Origin of the sequence: Methylobacterium sp. ME121 (genome assembly GCF_000974725.1) — a bacterium.
Lineage (GTDB): Bacteria > Pseudomonadota > Alphaproteobacteria > Rhizobiales > Beijerinckiaceae > Methylobacterium > Methylobacterium radiotolerans.
In genome coordinates, this window is record NZ_BBUX01000002.1 from 135,920 (window position 1) to 150,702 (window position 14,783).

The 14,783-nt window shown below is 71.9% G+C and carries 13 protein-coding genes; 7 read left to right on the plus strand and 6 right to left on the minus strand.

Annotation, left to right across the window (positions count from 1 at the left end):
- Nucleotides 1-45 precede the first annotated feature (45 nt).
- The 5 genes from ME121_RS03060 to ME121_RS03080 all read left to right on the plus strand — a co-directional run bounded on the left by ME121_RS03060 (nt 46) and on the right by ME121_RS03080 (nt 5,656).
- Nucleotides 46-2,109: a 2Fe-2S iron-sulfur cluster-binding protein gene (locus tag ME121_RS03060; RefSeq protein ID WP_043074129.1), complete on the plus strand. Its 2,064-nt coding sequence runs from the start codon at nt 46-48 to the stop codon at nt 2,107-2,109.
- A 122-nt stretch (nt 2,110-2,231) separates the two neighbouring features.
- Nucleotides 2,232-2,696 (plus strand): nuclear transport factor 2 family protein, encoded by a 465-nt coding sequence (locus ME121_RS03065; RefSeq protein ID WP_012320269.1) that lies wholly within the window; start codon nt 2,232-2,234, stop codon nt 2,694-2,696.
- A gap of 81 nt (nt 2,697-2,777) precedes the next feature.
- Nucleotides 2,778-3,668 (plus strand): LysR family transcriptional regulator, encoded by an 891-nt coding sequence (locus tag ME121_RS03070; protein ID WP_053620502.1) that lies wholly within the window; start codon nt 2,778-2,780, stop codon nt 3,666-3,668.
- A 276-nt stretch (nt 3,669-3,944) separates the two neighbouring features.
- Nucleotides 3,945-5,093 carry an acyl-CoA dehydrogenase family protein gene (locus ME121_RS03075; protein WP_059408336.1) on the plus strand — a complete coding sequence of 383 codons (1,149 nt, stop codon included), beginning with the start codon at nt 3,945-3,947 and terminating at the stop codon, nt 5,091-5,093.
- Nucleotides 5,094-5,161: 68 nt separating this feature from the next.
- On the plus strand, nt 5,162-5,656 hold the full coding sequence (locus ME121_RS03080) for a cytochrome b (protein ID WP_458472463.1): 495 nt from the start codon (nt 5,162-5,164) through the stop codon (nt 5,654-5,656).
- A gap of 20 nt (nt 5,657-5,676) precedes the next feature.
- Here the strand turns inward: ME121_RS03080 and ME121_RS03085 are convergent, their stop codons facing one another.
- From ME121_RS03085 to ME121_RS03095, 3 genes are all read right to left on the minus strand, one after another.
- Nucleotides 5,677-7,188: an HWE histidine kinase domain-containing protein gene (locus ME121_RS03085; protein WP_012320273.1), complete on the minus strand. Its 1,512-nt coding sequence runs from the start codon at nt 7,186-7,188 to the stop codon at nt 5,677-5,679.
- A gap of 145 nt (nt 7,189-7,333) precedes the next feature.
- Entirely contained in the window at nt 7,334-8,689 is a 1,356-nt protein-coding gene (locus ME121_RS03090; RefSeq protein ID WP_245337792.1) for an LLM class flavin-dependent oxidoreductase, read from the minus strand.
- A gap of 136 nt (nt 8,690-8,825) precedes the next feature.
- Nucleotides 8,826-9,368, minus strand: coding sequence for a DUF4188 domain-containing protein (locus ME121_RS03095; RefSeq protein WP_024829371.1), 543 nt, complete (start codon nt 9,366-9,368; stop codon nt 8,826-8,828).
- A gap of 741 nt (nt 9,369-10,109) precedes the next feature.
- Here ME121_RS03095 and ME121_RS03100 point away from each other — a divergent pair.
- A complete protein-coding gene (locus tag ME121_RS03100; RefSeq protein ID WP_059408337.1) occupies nt 10,110-10,529 on the plus strand; it encodes a VOC family protein in 420 nt (139 codons plus the stop codon).
- 117 nt (nt 10,530-10,646) lie between these two features.
- On the opposite strand, the gene ME121_RS03105 is transcribed toward ME121_RS03100, so the two are convergent.
- The 3 genes from ME121_RS03105 to ME121_RS03115 all read right to left on the minus strand — a co-directional run bounded on the left by ME121_RS03105 (nt 10,647) and on the right by ME121_RS03115 (nt 13,195).
- Nucleotides 10,647-10,892, minus strand: coding sequence for a hypothetical protein (locus ME121_RS03105; RefSeq protein WP_024829370.1), 246 nt, complete (start codon nt 10,890-10,892; stop codon nt 10,647-10,649).
- A gap of 113 nt (nt 10,893-11,005) precedes the next feature.
- Entirely contained in the window at nt 11,006-11,683 is a 678-nt protein-coding gene (locus ME121_RS03110; RefSeq protein WP_059408338.1) for a cell division protein DivIVA, read from the minus strand.
- 255 nt (nt 11,684-11,938) lie between these two features.
- Nucleotides 11,939-13,195: an NAD(P)/FAD-dependent oxidoreductase gene (locus ME121_RS03115; protein ID WP_012320278.1), complete on the minus strand. Its 1,257-nt coding sequence runs from the start codon at nt 13,193-13,195 to the stop codon at nt 11,939-11,941.
- 606 nt (nt 13,196-13,801) lie between these two features.
- Here ME121_RS03115 and ME121_RS03120 point away from each other — a divergent pair.
- The gene (locus tag ME121_RS03120) at nt 13,802-14,782 is read left to right on the plus strand and encodes an aliphatic sulfonate ABC transporter substrate-binding protein (protein WP_012320279.1); all 981 of its coding nucleotides are present in this window, start codon (nt 13,802-13,804) and stop codon (nt 14,780-14,782) included.
- The last annotated feature ends 1 nt before the right edge of the window (nt 14,783 follow it).

Consider the following 14,783-nt stretch of genomic DNA (forward strand, 5'->3'; position numbering starts at 1 on the left):
CCGGGCGCACCCGCGCCCGGGGGAGAACGCGTGGAGGAGGCGGAGATGGCTGACGGTCAAACCTTTGCGACGCTGCCGACCTGGCATGCCGGCGAGACGTCCATCCAGGAGTCGGTCGGTGCCGCCGACCGGATGGCGGTGATCGGCCAGAGGGTGGTGCGGGATTTCATGCCCGATCAGCACCGCGCCTTCTACGCGCAGATCCCCTTCATCGTGCTGGGCAGCGTCGACCGGCAGGGCGACGCCTGGGCCACGCTCCTGGCCGGCAGGCCCGGCTTCATCACCTCGCCCTCGGCCACGACCCTCGACATCGCCGCGCGACCGGACCCGGCCGACCCCGCGTCCGAGGGCGCGCGCGCCGGCGACGCCATCGGTCTCCTGGGGATCGAGCTGAGCAGCCGCCGCCGCAACCGCGTCAACGGCCTCGTCCGCTCCACGGACGGCGGGGTCCTGCACTTCGACGTCGATCAGAGCTTCGGGAACTGCCCGCAATACATCCAGCTGCGCGACATGACCTTCGTGGGCGAGCCGGGCGTCCCCGTCCCGGTCTCCGCCGAGGAGAGCGCCGAGCTCGACGCGTCGGCGCGCGCCCTGATCGCGGCGGCCGACACGTTCTTCGTGGCCTCCTACGCCGACCGCGAGGGCCGGCGCCAGGTCGACGTCTCGCATCGCGGCGGCAAGGCGGGGTTCGTCCGCGTCGCCGCGGACGGCACGCTGACCATCCCCGACTTCGCCGGCAACCTGTTCTTCGCCACCCTCGGGAACATCCTCCTGAACGGCAGGGCCGGCCTGGTCTTCACCGATTTCGAGACGGGCGATCTCCTGCAGCTGACCGGCGACGCCGCGGTGATCCTGGACTCGCCCGAGATCGCCGCGTTCCAGGGCGCCGAGCGGCTCTGGACCTTCCGGCCGCGCCGGGTGATCCGCCGGCGCGGCGCCCTGCCGCTGCGCTGGACGTTCCGGGCGGACGGCTGGTCGCCGAACGCGCTGATGACCGGCGACTGGGCGGAGGCCGCCGACCGCGTCCGGGCGACCGGGCGCGCGACGCGGTGGCGGCCGTTCCGGGTGGCGAAGATCGTCGACGAGAGCCGCACCATCCGGTCCTTCCACCTGGCACCGGACGACGGGGCCGGGCAACTCCCGCACCGCGCGGGCCAGCATCTCCCGATCCGCGTGACGCTGCCCGGGGCGGAGGCGCCGGTGATCCGGACCTACACGCTCTCGGTCGCGCCCTCGGATCCCACCTACCGGATCAGCGTGAAGCGCGACGGCGCCGTCTCGCAGCACCTCCACGACCGCCTTCGGGTCGGGGACATCGTCGAGGCGCGCGCGCCCGACGGCGGCTTCACCCTCGATGCGGGCGCGGCGCGCCCCGCGGTGCTGCTCGCCGGCGGCGTCGGGATCACGCCGCTCCTCGCGATGCTCCGGCACGTGGTCTACGAGGGCCTGCGCACCCGCAGGATCCGCCCGACCACGCTCGTCTACGCCGCCCGCACGCGCGCCGAGCGCGCCTTCGACGGGGAGCTGTCCGAACTCGCCGCGGCGGCGCAGGGGGCGGTCCGGATCGTGCGCGTCCTGAGCGACGTGTCCGATGCCCGGCCCGGCACCGATTACGAGGCCGCGGGCCGGATCGACATGGCGCTGCTCACGCGGTTCCTCGCCTTCGCGGACTACGACTTCTACCTGTGCGGCCCACCGGCTTTCACCCAGGCGCTCTACGACGGGTTGCGCGGCTACAACGTGGCGGACGACCGGATCCACGCGGAGGCGTTCGGGCCCTCGGGGCTGGTCCGCAACGCGGGGACGGCGGTGGCCGCGCGCCCGCGCCCGCCGGCCGCCACCGAGACGGTGCCGGTCGCCTTTCTCGACACCGGCAAGGAGGCGCGCTGGACGCCGAATTCGGGCAGCCTCCTCGACCTCGCCGAAGCCCGCGGCCTCGCGCCGGATTTCAGCTGCCGCGAAGGCAGCTGCGGGACCTGCCGGACCAAGCTGCTCGCCGGCGCGGTGACCTACCTCCGGGAACCGAGCGCGCCCGTGGCGGAGGACGAGGTGCTGATCTGCTCCGCAGTGCCCGCGGAGGGCACGGGTCGGGTGCAGCTCGCGCTCTGACGCGCGGGACGGCGCGGCCCGCGCCGTTTTCCACCTTCCGCGCCCGGCGGCGGCGGATCATTCTGCGCAGCGCCGATACCGGAGCCGGGCTGAACCTTCACCCCGAGAACAAGGAGTCCACCATGTCCCGTCCGCCGCTGCCGCCCTTCGACGAGCAGAGCGCGATCACGAAGGTCCGCCTCGCCGAGGATGGCTGGAACGGCCGCGATCCGGCCAAGGTCGCGCTGGCCTACACGACCGACACCCGGTGGCGGAACCGCGCCGAGTTCCTGAACGGACGGCAGGAGGTGGAGGCGTTCCTGACCCGCAAGTGGAACCGGGAGCTCGATTACCGTCTCATCAAGGAGCTCTGGGCCTTCACCGGCAACCGGATCGCCGTGCGCTACGCCTACGAGTACCACGACGACAGCGGCCACTGGTTCCGGGCCTACGGCAACGAGAACTGGGAGTTCGCCGAGGACGGGCTGATGCGCTATCGGCACAGCAGCATCAACGAGTTGCCCATCGCGGAGACGGACCGCAAGTTCCACTGGCCCCTCGGGCGCCGGCCGGACGATCATCCGGGCCTGAGCCATTTCGGCTTCTGATCGCCCGGCCGACACGCCGACACGACAGGCCGGGCCGGGCGTGAGCGTCGCGACCCGGCCGCGAAACCCCGGAGCGAAGCCATGGATCGGTGGCAGGCCATGCGCATCTTCGCCAAGGTCGCCGAGACGGCGAGCTTCGCGCAGACCGCCCGGCTCCTGCACATGAGCCCGCCGGCCGTGACGCGCGCCGTGGCCGCGCTCGAGGAGACCATCGGCGCCCGCCTCCTGATCCGGACGACCCGCTCCGTGAAGCTCACGGAGGCGGGCAGCCGGTACTACGAGGATTGCCGGCGGATCCTGGCCGACATCGCCGAGGCGGAATCGGCGGCGGCCGGCTCCAACGCGACGCCCTCGGGCACGCTCGCGGTGACGGCCTCGGTCCTGTTCGGGCGGATGCACGTGCTCCCGATCGTCACCGACTACCTCGACACCTACCCCACCATGGCGGCGCGGACCCTCTTCGTCGATCGGCCGGTGAGCATCGTCGAGGAAGGGATCGACGTAGCGATCCGCATCGGCCACCTGACCGATTCCGGGTTCACCGCAGCCCGGGTCGGGTCGGTGCGCCACGTCATCTGCGGCGCCCCGGACTACTTCGCGCGGCACGGCGTGCCGACGACGCCGGCGGATCTGAAGCGGCACCGGATCGCCGTCTCCACCGGCGCCTTCGCGTCGCCGGAATGGCGGTTCGGCCGGAACGAGCGGGTGGTCATTCACCCGACCCTGCAGGGCAACACCAACGAGGTCTCGATCGGCGCCGCCCGGTCGGGCTGGGGGCTGGCGCGGGTCCTGAACTACCAGATCGGCCCGGACCTGCGGGACGGCCGCCTGCAGATCGTGCTCGCCGAGTACGAGGAGGCGCCGCTGCCCGTCCACGTGCTCTACCCGGAAGGTCGGCACGCGCCCGCCAAGGTTCGGACCTTCGTCGACCTGGCGGTGTCGCGCCTGCGCGCCAATCCGACGCTGAACTGAGGGCGCGCCGGGCCGGCGAGGGCCGTTCTGGCCGCTCGGGTCGTATTGGTCGCAGCCGCGGCCAGGAAAGGATGTTTCAGTCTTAAGTTAGTTTTTTAGGATCGCCCGCATCTTCCGCGGGCAATGGGGGCCATACGTGACGAGACCCGAGCGCGCGACCGTGCGCGGCCACGCTTCAGCGGCCGCTCGCCCGGATCTCGATGCCGCGATGTGCCCGGATCAGCGGCACGCGGCGCGCACGCCGCGTCCGGCGGCGATCTGAGAGGAGACAGGCGCATGGATCAATGGACCCGCCTGGACCCCATCTACGATTCCGCGGCGGCCGCCCGCGCGATCGCCGCGGCGGCGCCCGCGCGGGCCGACGCCCAGGATCACGACCACGGCTTCCCGCAGGACGACATCGCCGATCTCGCCCGCCTGGGTCTGCTCGCCGCGCCCGTCCCGGTGGATCACGGCGGCGCGGGCCTGGGGACGGAGCCGGGTGGCAGTGCCCTGGCGGAGGTTCTGCGGCTGGTCGGCTACGGGAGCCTCGCCCTCGGCCGGCTCTACGAGGGCCACGTCAACGCCCTCCAGCTCATCGCCCGGTACGGCGCGCCCGCCCAGCGCGTCCGCCTGTTCGCGGACGCGCGCGCCGGCCACCTGTTCGGTGTCTGGAACACCGAGCCGGGCGAAGGCGGCCTGCAGATCGAGGCCTCGGACGCCAGCGGCCATCTCCGCGGCGTGAAGACCTATGCGTCGGGCGCCGGCTTCGTTACCCGCGCCCTCGTCACCGCGGGGCATCCGGCACAGGCCGGCACGGCGATGATGGTGGTGCCGATCGAGGCCGGCACGCGGGCCGACCTCGCGGCCTGGCGGGCACAGGGCATGCGCGCCTCGGCGACCGGCACCGTCGACTTCACCGGGCTCGCGTTCGACGCTGATCAGATCCTGGGCGCGCCCGACGATTACTTCCGGCAACCGGCCTTCTCGGGCGGCGCGTGGCGATTCGCGGCGGTGCAGCTCGGCGGCATCGAGGCGGTGTACGATGCCTGGCGCGGCCATCTGGACCGCCTCGGCCGGGGCGGCGACCCGCACCAGCTGGCGCGCCTCGGCGAGGGCGCCATCGCGGTCGAGGGCGCGCGGCTCTGGGTCGAGCGCGGGGCGCAGATCGCGTCGGACGCGGCGATGCCGCCGGAGCGCGTCGTCGCCTACATCAATCTGGTCCGCCTCGCGGTCGAACGGGCCGGCCTCGACGTGCTCCAGCTGGCCCAGCGCTCGGTCGGCCTGCAGGGCTTCCTGCGCGGCCATCCGCTGGAGCGGCTGTCGCGCGATCTCGCCACCTACCTGCGCCAGCCCGGGCCGGATCGTGCGCTCACCAGCGCGGCCTCCGAGATCCTGCGGAGCGCCGGCATGGCCGGTGACCTGTGGACCGAGAACGCCGCGTGACGGGGCCGGGACGTCCCACCACCGCACCGCGGGCCGTCTGGCTGGACACGCCCGAGCGCTACGGACGCGTGAGTCGCGGTTTCCACTGGCTGATGGCCGCCCTGTTCGCCTGGCAATTCGCGGGCGCGCTGCTCTACGTCACGATCGGCGACACGGCGCTGACGCGCCTCGTCGGCGGCAGCCACTTCACGCTCGGCTTCACCCTGTTCGTGCTCGTGCTGCTGCGCGGGGTCTGGGGCCTCGCCAACCTTCACCGGCGCCCCGCCCATCCGGGCGCGCCGGGGCGCGCCGTCGCGGCCGGTCACGGCCTGATCTATCTCCTGATGGTCCTGGTGCCGAGCCTCGCGCTGCTGCGCCAGTACGGATCGGGCAAGCCCTTCACGCCCTACGGCGTCCCGGTGATGCCGGGGCGCGAGACGAAGATCGAGTGGATGATGCTGCCCGCCGATCTGCTCCACTACTGGCTGGGCTTCGCGCTCCTGGCCGTCGTGCTCGGCCACGCCGCGATGGCGATCCTGCACCGCAGGCTCTGGAACGAGGCCGTCCTGACGCGCATGACCTGACCGGTGGCGCCGCGCGCGCCTCAGGCTTTTGCCTCCGCCGCGGCGGGCGCCCGGTCGGGCAGCGGCGCGTTCAGCGTGAACACCACGCCGTGGGCGCGGTACTCGATCTCCGCCGAGCCACCCATCTCGGCGGCCAGCGCCCGCTCGATGAGCCGCGTGCCGAAACCGCCGCGGGCCGGCGCCGTCACCGCGGGTCCGCCGACCTCCTCCCACCGGAACCAGAGATGGGCCGGCGTCGCCCCATCCACAACGTCCCAGTTCAGGATCACCCGCCCCCGGTCGTTCGACAGGGCGCCGTACTTCACCGCGTTGGTCGCCAGTTCGTGCAGCGCCATCGTGAAGGCGAGGGTCAGGCGCGGCGTCAGCCACACGTCCGGGCCGTTGATCAGGAAGCGCTGGCTCGCGCCGCCCCGGAATGCCTGGAGAGTGCCCTCCACGATGACGTTCAGCGTGGCCCCGATCCAGCTCTCGCGGGTCAGGACGTCGTGTGCCGCCGAGAGGGAGTGCAGCCGCGCGTCGAGGGTCCTGTGCGCCTCCTCAAGGGACGCGGCGTTGCGCAGGGTCTGGTGCGCGATCGACTGCATGGTCGCCATCGAGTTCTTCACCCGGTGGTTCAGCTCGTCGGCCAGGAGCGTGCGATGCTCCTCCGCGCGCTTGCGCTCGGTCACGTCGATGGAGACGCCGGCCATGCTCAGCGGCTGGCCGACCGAGTCGTAGAAGGTCTGACCGCGGATCTGCAGCCAGCGCAGCTCACCGCCGGGCGTGCGCGCCCGGTACTCGATGTCGTAGTCGCTGTGCTCGCGGATCGAGGTCTGCACCGCCGCCTGCATGCGGGGCCGGTCCTCGGGATCGATCGCGGCGATCAGGTCCTCGTAGCTGAACGGCTCGCCCGGCGCCCGCCCGAAATTCTCCTTGCAGGCGTCGGAGGCCACGAGCCGCATGTCGGCGAGATCGAGGGTCCACGATCCGAATCGTCCGGCCTTCAGGATGAACCGCAGCCGCTCCTCGCTGCGGGTGAGATCGCCGGTGCGGCGCTCCACCTCCCGCTCGAGCGCCTCCCGGTCGCGCTGCATCCGCGCGAGCTTCTCCCGCTCCAGCGTCACGTCGAACTGCGACGCGAAGAAGTAGGTGAGCTCTCCGTCGCGATCGAAGACCGGCGAGATCAGGAGGCGGTTCCAGAAGACCTCGCCGCTCTTCTTGTGGTTCAGGAGCTCGATCTCGATCGGCACGCGGCGGGCGATCGCCGCCCTGATCTTCGCGATGTCGGCCTTGTTAGTTTCGGCCCCCTGCAGGAACCGGCAGTTCCGGCCGATGATCTCGTCGTGGCGGTACCCGGTCAGCTTCGAGAAGGCGGCGTTGACGAAGACGATGGGGTTGTCCGGCTGATGGGGATCGGTGATCAGCATCGGCATCCGCGTCGCCCGCACGGCGGAGACGAAGGGGTCGGTACTCGCGTCGGTGCGGGCGAATTCCGCCTCGAAGCGCGTGCGTTCCTGCTGATCCGTCAATGCCCGTCGCCCCTGCCACGACATACCGATGGCGGCCCTCGGCCCTTGTCGCGTGGCTGTACCACAGCGCGGATCGCTTGTGCGCAACCGTCACGCGGGCCGAGACGCCGCAGGTGCACCGCGACGCCTCGCCCGATCTGGACCGGGTCGGGCGGGAAGCCCCCGGCCGCTACACCGTGGCCCGACCGGGACCGAACCCTGCCGGCGGCCGCGAGCCGAGATGGTCCCGCAGGGTCCGGCCCTCGTACTCGGTCCGGAACAGGCCGCGCCGCCGCAGCTCCGGCAGGACCAGCGCGATGAAGTCGTCGAGGCCTCCGGGCAGCGTCGGCGGCATGATGTTGAAGCCGTCCGCCCCGCCGGCGCGGAACCGCGCCTCCATCTCGTCCGCGATCTGGGCGGGCGTGCCGACGATCTGCGAGTGGCCGCGCGCCCCGGCGATGCGCAGGTAGAGCTGGCGCAGGGTCAGGCCTTCGCGCCGCGCGAGGTCGAACATGAGCTGCTGGCGGGACTTGATGCCTTCGGTCTCGGGCAGCTCCGGCACCGGCCCCTCGGGATCGTAGCCCGACAGGTCGTGGCCGCCGATCATGCGACCGAGCAGCGCCAGCCCGACCACCGGGTCGATCAGGTCCTGCAGCGCCTCGAACTTCGCCCGCGCCTCGGCCTCGCTGCGCCCGACGACGGGGAACAGGCCGGGCATGATCTTCAGGTCATCCGGCGCACGACCGAAACCGGGCATGCGCCCCTTGAGATCGCCGTAGAACTCGACCGCCTCCTCCAGCGTCTGGTTCGCGGTGAAGACGATCTCGGCGGTCCGCGCCGCGAGGTCCTTGCCGGGTCCGGAGGCGCCGGCCTGCACCAGCACGGGCTGGCCCTGCGGCGTCCGCGAGATGTTGAGCGGACCGCGGACCTCGAAATGCTTGCCCCGATGGTTCAGCGGGCGGAAGCCGTCCGGCTTCGAGAACTGGCCGCTCGCGCGATCGATGATCACGGCGCCGTCGTCCCAGGTGTTCCACAGGCCGAGGACCACGTCCGCGAACTCCTCGGCACGCTCGTAGCGGTCGGCATGGCGGTCGATCCGGTCGCCGCCGAAATTCGCCGCCTCCGCGTCGGTCGCGGAGGTCACGAGGTTCCAGCCGGCGCGCCCGCCGCTGAGATGGTCGAGGGAGGCGAACCGGCGCGCGACGTTGAAGGGCTCGTTGAAGCTGGTGGAGGTGGTGGCGACGAGACCGATCCGGCTCGTCACCGCCGCGAGGGCCGACAGCAGCGTCAGGGGCTCGAAATGGGTCGAGCGCGCGGTGCGCTCGCTCGATCGCAGGTCGAGGTCGCGGATCCCGCTCCCGTCCTCGAGGAAGATGAGGTCGAATTTCGCGGCCTCGGCCCGCCGCGCCCAGCCGACATAGCGCTCCAGGACGAGGCCGCCGTCGGCCTCGCTGGACGGATGGCGCCAGCCGGCGACGTGGTGGCCGGTCGCGTAGAAGAACGCGCCGAGGCGCAGGGTGCCCTGTCTCATCGAACCGACCGTCATCGTGCCTGATCCGCTCCGTGCCTCTCGCACGGGCCGGTGTCTAGCCGACCCGCCCGCCGGGGCGAACCCCGCCCCGCCCGCCCGCGGCCCGTCGCGGACGCGCGGTGGAAGTCCGGCAGGTGCGGCGGGCAGCGCGTCAGCGCGGGACGGAGGCGTCCGGCGCGTTGTCGGCGGGAAGATCGCGCAGGTCCGACGAGGCGTACCGTCCGTGCCGCGCCACCAGGGAGCCCCGGGCCTCCTGCATCGGCATGAAGGCCGAGAATCCGACCGGCTCGGCGACGTCGTGATAGATCGCCTCCATGCCGCCGCGCATGTGGTAGGTCTCGTGCCAGATGCCGACGCCGCGCGTGTCCCGCAGGAAATCCCGCCACCAGATCCGGTGCGGCTCGGACTTGGACCACGCGACCATGCTGTCGATGTCGCGCCAGTACCAGCGCATGCCGACATGCAGCGGGCGCAGGCTGAAGATGATGTTGTTCTCGTAGTGCAGCAGTCCCTCCGGCCGCGCGGCGCCGACCCTGTCGATCCGGGGGCCGAAGCCGAGCAGTGTCTTCACGCCGGCCAGGGTCCGGACCTTCATGCCCAGATAGATCACGACGAGGTCCGGGTATCCCGAGAAGTCCGGAACCGCGTCTCGCCGGTTCGCGCCCTTGATCGCGCCCATGATCGCGCCTTCCATCGCGGGCCGATCCGGTCGGCCGTGGGCGCCAAGAATACGCGACGATATCGACTTTCAGCAATATTCGTCCGGCATGGCGGCTAAACCCTGCAGCGGCTGCCAGTATCGGCCAACTCTCAGCAGCTCATGGACATAGCCCGGTCGCGGGCGCGGCCTCCGATCGACCCGGAATCCGCCGCGCGCGCGTCCGCGGGACAAATCAGGATGGCGCGCGCCTCAGCGCGCGCTCTCGCCGCCATCCGCGCGGTCTGGCCGGGACCGAGGCCATGCCCGGGTCCGGATGTACTGCTCCACTATGAAAGCCCCTCCTCCCAAGACAACCACAGCGAGAAGGGCTTCGCGGAAGGTGCCAGGATCGATCATTGTCTCGACTCTCTCTGAGGGATCGGCCCCTGTCGGGTCCGGCAAGATCTTCAGGCTTGCTACAGACGGTCAATTCCTGGACGTCTCTTGGGTTGCCCTCTTCATCTGACGATTTGCCTTCGACGACATGAACAGTTTGTAAGACTCGAGGGTCACGCGGTGCGACGCCGCCCGGCGCGTCGATGCGAGGCGCACGGCCTGGGTGGTCCAGCAGCCCGGTCCGGGTGCGCGCCGGAGGATGCCGCGGTTGGGTGGCGGCCCACCGGCCCTCGCGCGCTCGGCCACCACCGCGTGAACCGGCCGCGGGTCACCGCGCCGACGGTTCGAGGCCTTCGACACGCCGCGCGATGGGACCGCGCCAGATGTCAGGATCCGACGATGCAGCAGCGGATCTCGGTCATCACGCTCGGCGTCTCATCGCTCGGTCGCACGCGCGCCTTCCACGTCCGCGGCTCCGGCCGGTCCCCCGTTTTCGGGAACGGCGAGATCGTCTTCTACCAGATGAACGGGTTCATGCTCGGCACCTGGCGGAATCCCCAACTCAAGGACACGCAGCGCGCGAGCGCGCCGACCCCGAGCGCCTACTGCCTCGCCCACAACGTCCCGAGCCGGAGCGACGTCGGGCCGACCATCGCGCGTCCCGTCGCGGCGGGCGGGAAGTTCCTGCGCGCGCCCGACGATCCACGTCACGGCGGCTTCCGGGGATATCTGAGCGATCCGGATCGACATGCCTGGGAGACCGCCTTGAATCCGGCCTGGCGGAGCGATGAGCGCGGACTGGTGACAGTCGGCAGGTGAGCCGGCGCAGCGTCTCCGTTGAGATAGTCCGTGTCGGGAACGTCGCGCGCCGAGCCCGGACAGCCGGCAGGGCCTGACGAAGGCCGATCCTGGAGCCGAGCCGTGGCCGGACCGCGCCTAGAGACGGGTGAGCCGCAGGCGCCATCCGGACGGGCTCGCGTCGATGTCCGGACCGGGCCGCATCGTCGCCGCCTGGTGCGACGCCGAAGGGTCCGCCACGGCGATGTCGGCGGTTGGCGCGGGGGTGGACACGCAGCCGCAGAGGGGCAGCGCGGCGGCGACCGCCACGGCGGCGACCAGCCGGATCGACGCGCCCCACGGGCTGAACCGGCGCGCGGCTTCGGCCGAACAGGCAATCGCCACGATCCTTCTTCGGGCTGGACGTCCGATACCGGGCTCCGGCCGGCGCCGGGAAGCGGCGCGCCGGTGGGGCGGGCAGCCTGGCGCCGACACGGGCTCGGCCCCGGCATTCGGCCTCAGGCTCTCGAAGGTCCGCGGCGCCCGTGGCTGCCCAGAAGAAGGGCCTTGGCGGCCGCGTCGATCCGGCCGAGCCACTTCTCCGCCGTTTCGGCGCGCAGGTCGGCGACGCGGACCTGCTCCTCGGCGGCCCGAACCCAGGCCTCCGCCTCGGCGCGGATCGTCCGAACCCGGGCCTCGGCCTCCGCGCGGATGTCCTGCACCTGGGCATCGGCCTCGGCCTGGACTCGCTGCAGCCGGATATCGGAGCGGGCCTCGACCTCGCGGACGCGCATCTTGGACAGGTGCAGGCGGTGCTGCGTCTCCGCCAGCGCGCGCTGCGCGGCGGCCAGGGCGGCTTCGTGCGATGTCCTCTGCTCCTGCAGACGCTGCTTCTGCGCTTCGGCGCGGCCGGCCATGCCGTTGATGATGTCGAGCGTGCTCATCCAATCCGACACCGCCTCGGGATCTGAGGGGGCCGCCGCGGGGCCCGCGTCGTTGACCGCGGGTTCCGGCAAGATCGGCGGATGCGCGACCTCCTCGATGTGTAGCGCGGTGGATCCGGCCGGCACTCCGACCGTATCGAAGGACGGCTTGAGCTTCGCGATCTCGGCGGACGATTCTTCGACGAAGCGGTCCAGGCTGTCGGCGACCTGCGTGAGGATATGGGACCATGTGGCTGTGGGGGCCGCGACCATGATGGCTCTACCCTGGCGGGATTTTATCGACGGCCAATACAATCTCTGGTATGGTTAATGGACAGTTAACCCGCCGTCTGCAGGCCGAACTCCGGGCCGGCTCGATTGACACCTATCAGTCTCGGCAGGTCGTAGCTGGCTGGCTCGACAATGCTCCGTCCGATCGTCCGCGGTGTTTGGCGCCTCACGAGCGCTTTCGTCAGCGTCACTGCCGCCGGAGACCGGTAAGCCGAACCCGGCGCAGGCACGCCGGCATCATTGCCCCGCCCGGGTCGCGGGCGCAGCCTGGATGATCGGCGCGGCCGCGGCCAGGATGGCCGCAGCGTCGCGGTCGAGGGGCGGATAGATCCGCGTGCCGTTGATGATCCGCTTCGTTGCCTTCGCGGCGGCGCCGGACGAGACCAGCGTGCCGCGATCCCAGCCGGAGGTGTAGACCGCTCCCCAGGCGCCCAGATCGAGCACGGTGACGTAGTCGGGCGCGGCGAAGCGCAGCCGCCGCTCCGGCCGGCCGGCGAGATCGCAGACGGCGTTGTAGCCGGCGAACCGGCCCATCGGCCGGGCGTGCTGGCACGACATCACCGTGCGATGGCCGGCATCGTCGGCCGCCGCCGAGGCGACGTCACCGGCCGCGTAGATGTCGGCCAGCCCCTCGACGGCCAGGAAGGCGTCGACCGGCACGCGGCCGAGCGTGTCGCGCGGGACGTCGAGCGTCGCGCCCAGCGGGTTCGCCCGCATGCCGGTGGCGCAGACACTAGTCCAGGCGGGCAGGTGCGTTCCGTCCGCCAGCGTCACACCGGCGCGATCGATGGCGGCGACTCGCGCACCGCCGACGCAGGTCACGCCGGCCCCGCTCAAAGCCTCGCGGATCGCCGGCAGGGCGGCCGCGCCCATGGCGCTCCCGATCTCCTCCGCTTGGTCGATCAGGAAGGTGCGGACCGGCCCCGTCGCCCCGACCCGGTCGCGGGCAGCGGCGAGCCGGACGGGCAGCTCGCAGGCGAGCTCCAGTCCCACCAGACCGCCGCCGATGACGACGGCGGTCCAGCGGCCGGTCTGGTCAGGACGGCCCGCGTCGCCGAGGCGATCGAGATGCGCCGATAGGGCCTGAGCCCCCGCGAAGGTGTCGACATCGAAGGCGTCGCCGATACCCGGGATATCGGGCCGCAGCAGCAGGCTTCCGGCGGCCAGGATGAGGCGGTCATACGCCAGCGTGTCGACGCCGCCGGATGGCGCGGCGGACTCGACCGTGACCGTGCGTGCCGCAGGGTCGATGTCGATCGCGCGCCCCGCGCGGCGATGCACGCCGATCGGTCCGAGGACGTCGTCGAGGGGCACGCGCAGGGCGCTGAGATCGGTCTCGTAGCAGCGGACCCGGATGACGTGGAACCCGTCCGGCGCGATCACCGTGACCGCGATCCGGTCGTCGAGGCCGAACTCGGTCCGCGCGCGCGCGGCCGCGGCGGCGGCCCAGAGACCGGCGAAGCCGCCGCCGATCACGACGATTCTCGAGACCATAGCAGAGCTCCGCGCGCGCCCGGGGCATCGAACTCTGCACGTCGCTCGGCCTCGCAGCAACGGTTACTGCCTTAAATCGCTCGGCTACGGCTTCGAACAGTCCAACGCCTGTCGTGCAGCCCGCGCTGCGGCGCGCCTGCGTCGAGCCGGAACGGCGTGTCAGCCCGCAGCCGCGGTCTCACGACAGTGCGGGAGGCGCGGTGCCGCCGCGCGGCGCGTAGATTCTTCTCGTCCCCGGTCGGACGACCGAAAATTCTTGCTCCGGCACCGCCAAGTAGAGAAAGCCCTTTTGTTGACTCCGCGACCGGCCGACAGGATCTTGTATTCACAGTTACGCCGAGGGCCGCGCAGGTACGATGAAGACGCAGGGGCGGACCGGTCGCGATCCCGGAGCCGGGAAACGTGTCGGCGCGGGTCGCGGGATCGGGGCCATTCCGGATCTCGCACGCACCGGACACGTTCGTCCGATCGACGCGCCGACCGCGCCGCGTCCCTGAACCCAGCCGCCCGGACGAGACCGCTCGGGACCGCGCCGCGACGCGGGTCTGCTGCCCCGCGCCGGCCCCGCCCCCCGCCCTCCGTTTCGCCACGACATCAGGCCCGACCATGCGCACCACCCGCCGATCCCTTCTGGCCGCCAGCGTCGCCCTGGCCTGCATCGGCGCGCTCGCGACGCGCGAGGCCCGGGCCGACGATCCGAAGGAGATCCGCCTGGACTGGGCGACCTACAACCCGGTCGGCCTGCTCCTGAAGGACAAGGGCTTCCTCGAGGAGGCGCTGGCGCCGCGGGGCATCAAGGTCCGCTGGGTCCAGTCGCTCGGCTCCAACAAGGCGCTCGAGTTCCTGAACGCCGGGGCCATCGATTTCGGGTCGGCGGCCGGCGCCGCGGCCCTCGTGGCCCGGATCAACGGCAACCCGATCAAGGCGATCTACGCCTACTCGCGCCCCGAGTGGACGGCGCTCGTCACCCGCAAGGACAGCGGCATCACCAAGCCCGCCGACCTGAAGGGCAAGCGCGTCGCCGTCACCCGGGGCACCGACCCGCACATCTTCCTGATCCGCGCGCTCCAGGGCGCCGGCCTCACCGAGCGCGACGCCAAGCTCGTGCTGCTGCAGCACGCGGACGGACGGACCGCCCTCGACCGCGGCGACGTCGATGCCTGGGCCGGCCTCGACCCGATGATGGCGGCGGCCGAGATCGAGAACGGCGACGTCCTGTTCTACCGCGACGCCGCGGCGAACACCTGGGGTCTGCTCGACGTCCGGGAGGACTTCGCGACGGCCCATCCCGACCTCGTCCGGACGGTGATCGCCGCCTACGAGCGGGCGCGCGCTCACGCCCTGGCCAACCCGCAGGCCCTGTCAGCCGCCCTCGTCGCGGCCACCAAGCTGCCCGAGCCGGTGATCGCCCGGCAGCTCGAGCGGACCGACCTGTCCCAGCCGGCGATCGGCGCCGCCCAGGCGCAGTCGATCAAGGCGGCCGGCACCGCCCTCCAGCAGGCCGGGATCATCCCGGCGGGCACCGACGTGTCCGCGTCCGTCGACGGCCTGCTCGACACGCGCTTCAATCCCGTCGCCGGACAGTGAG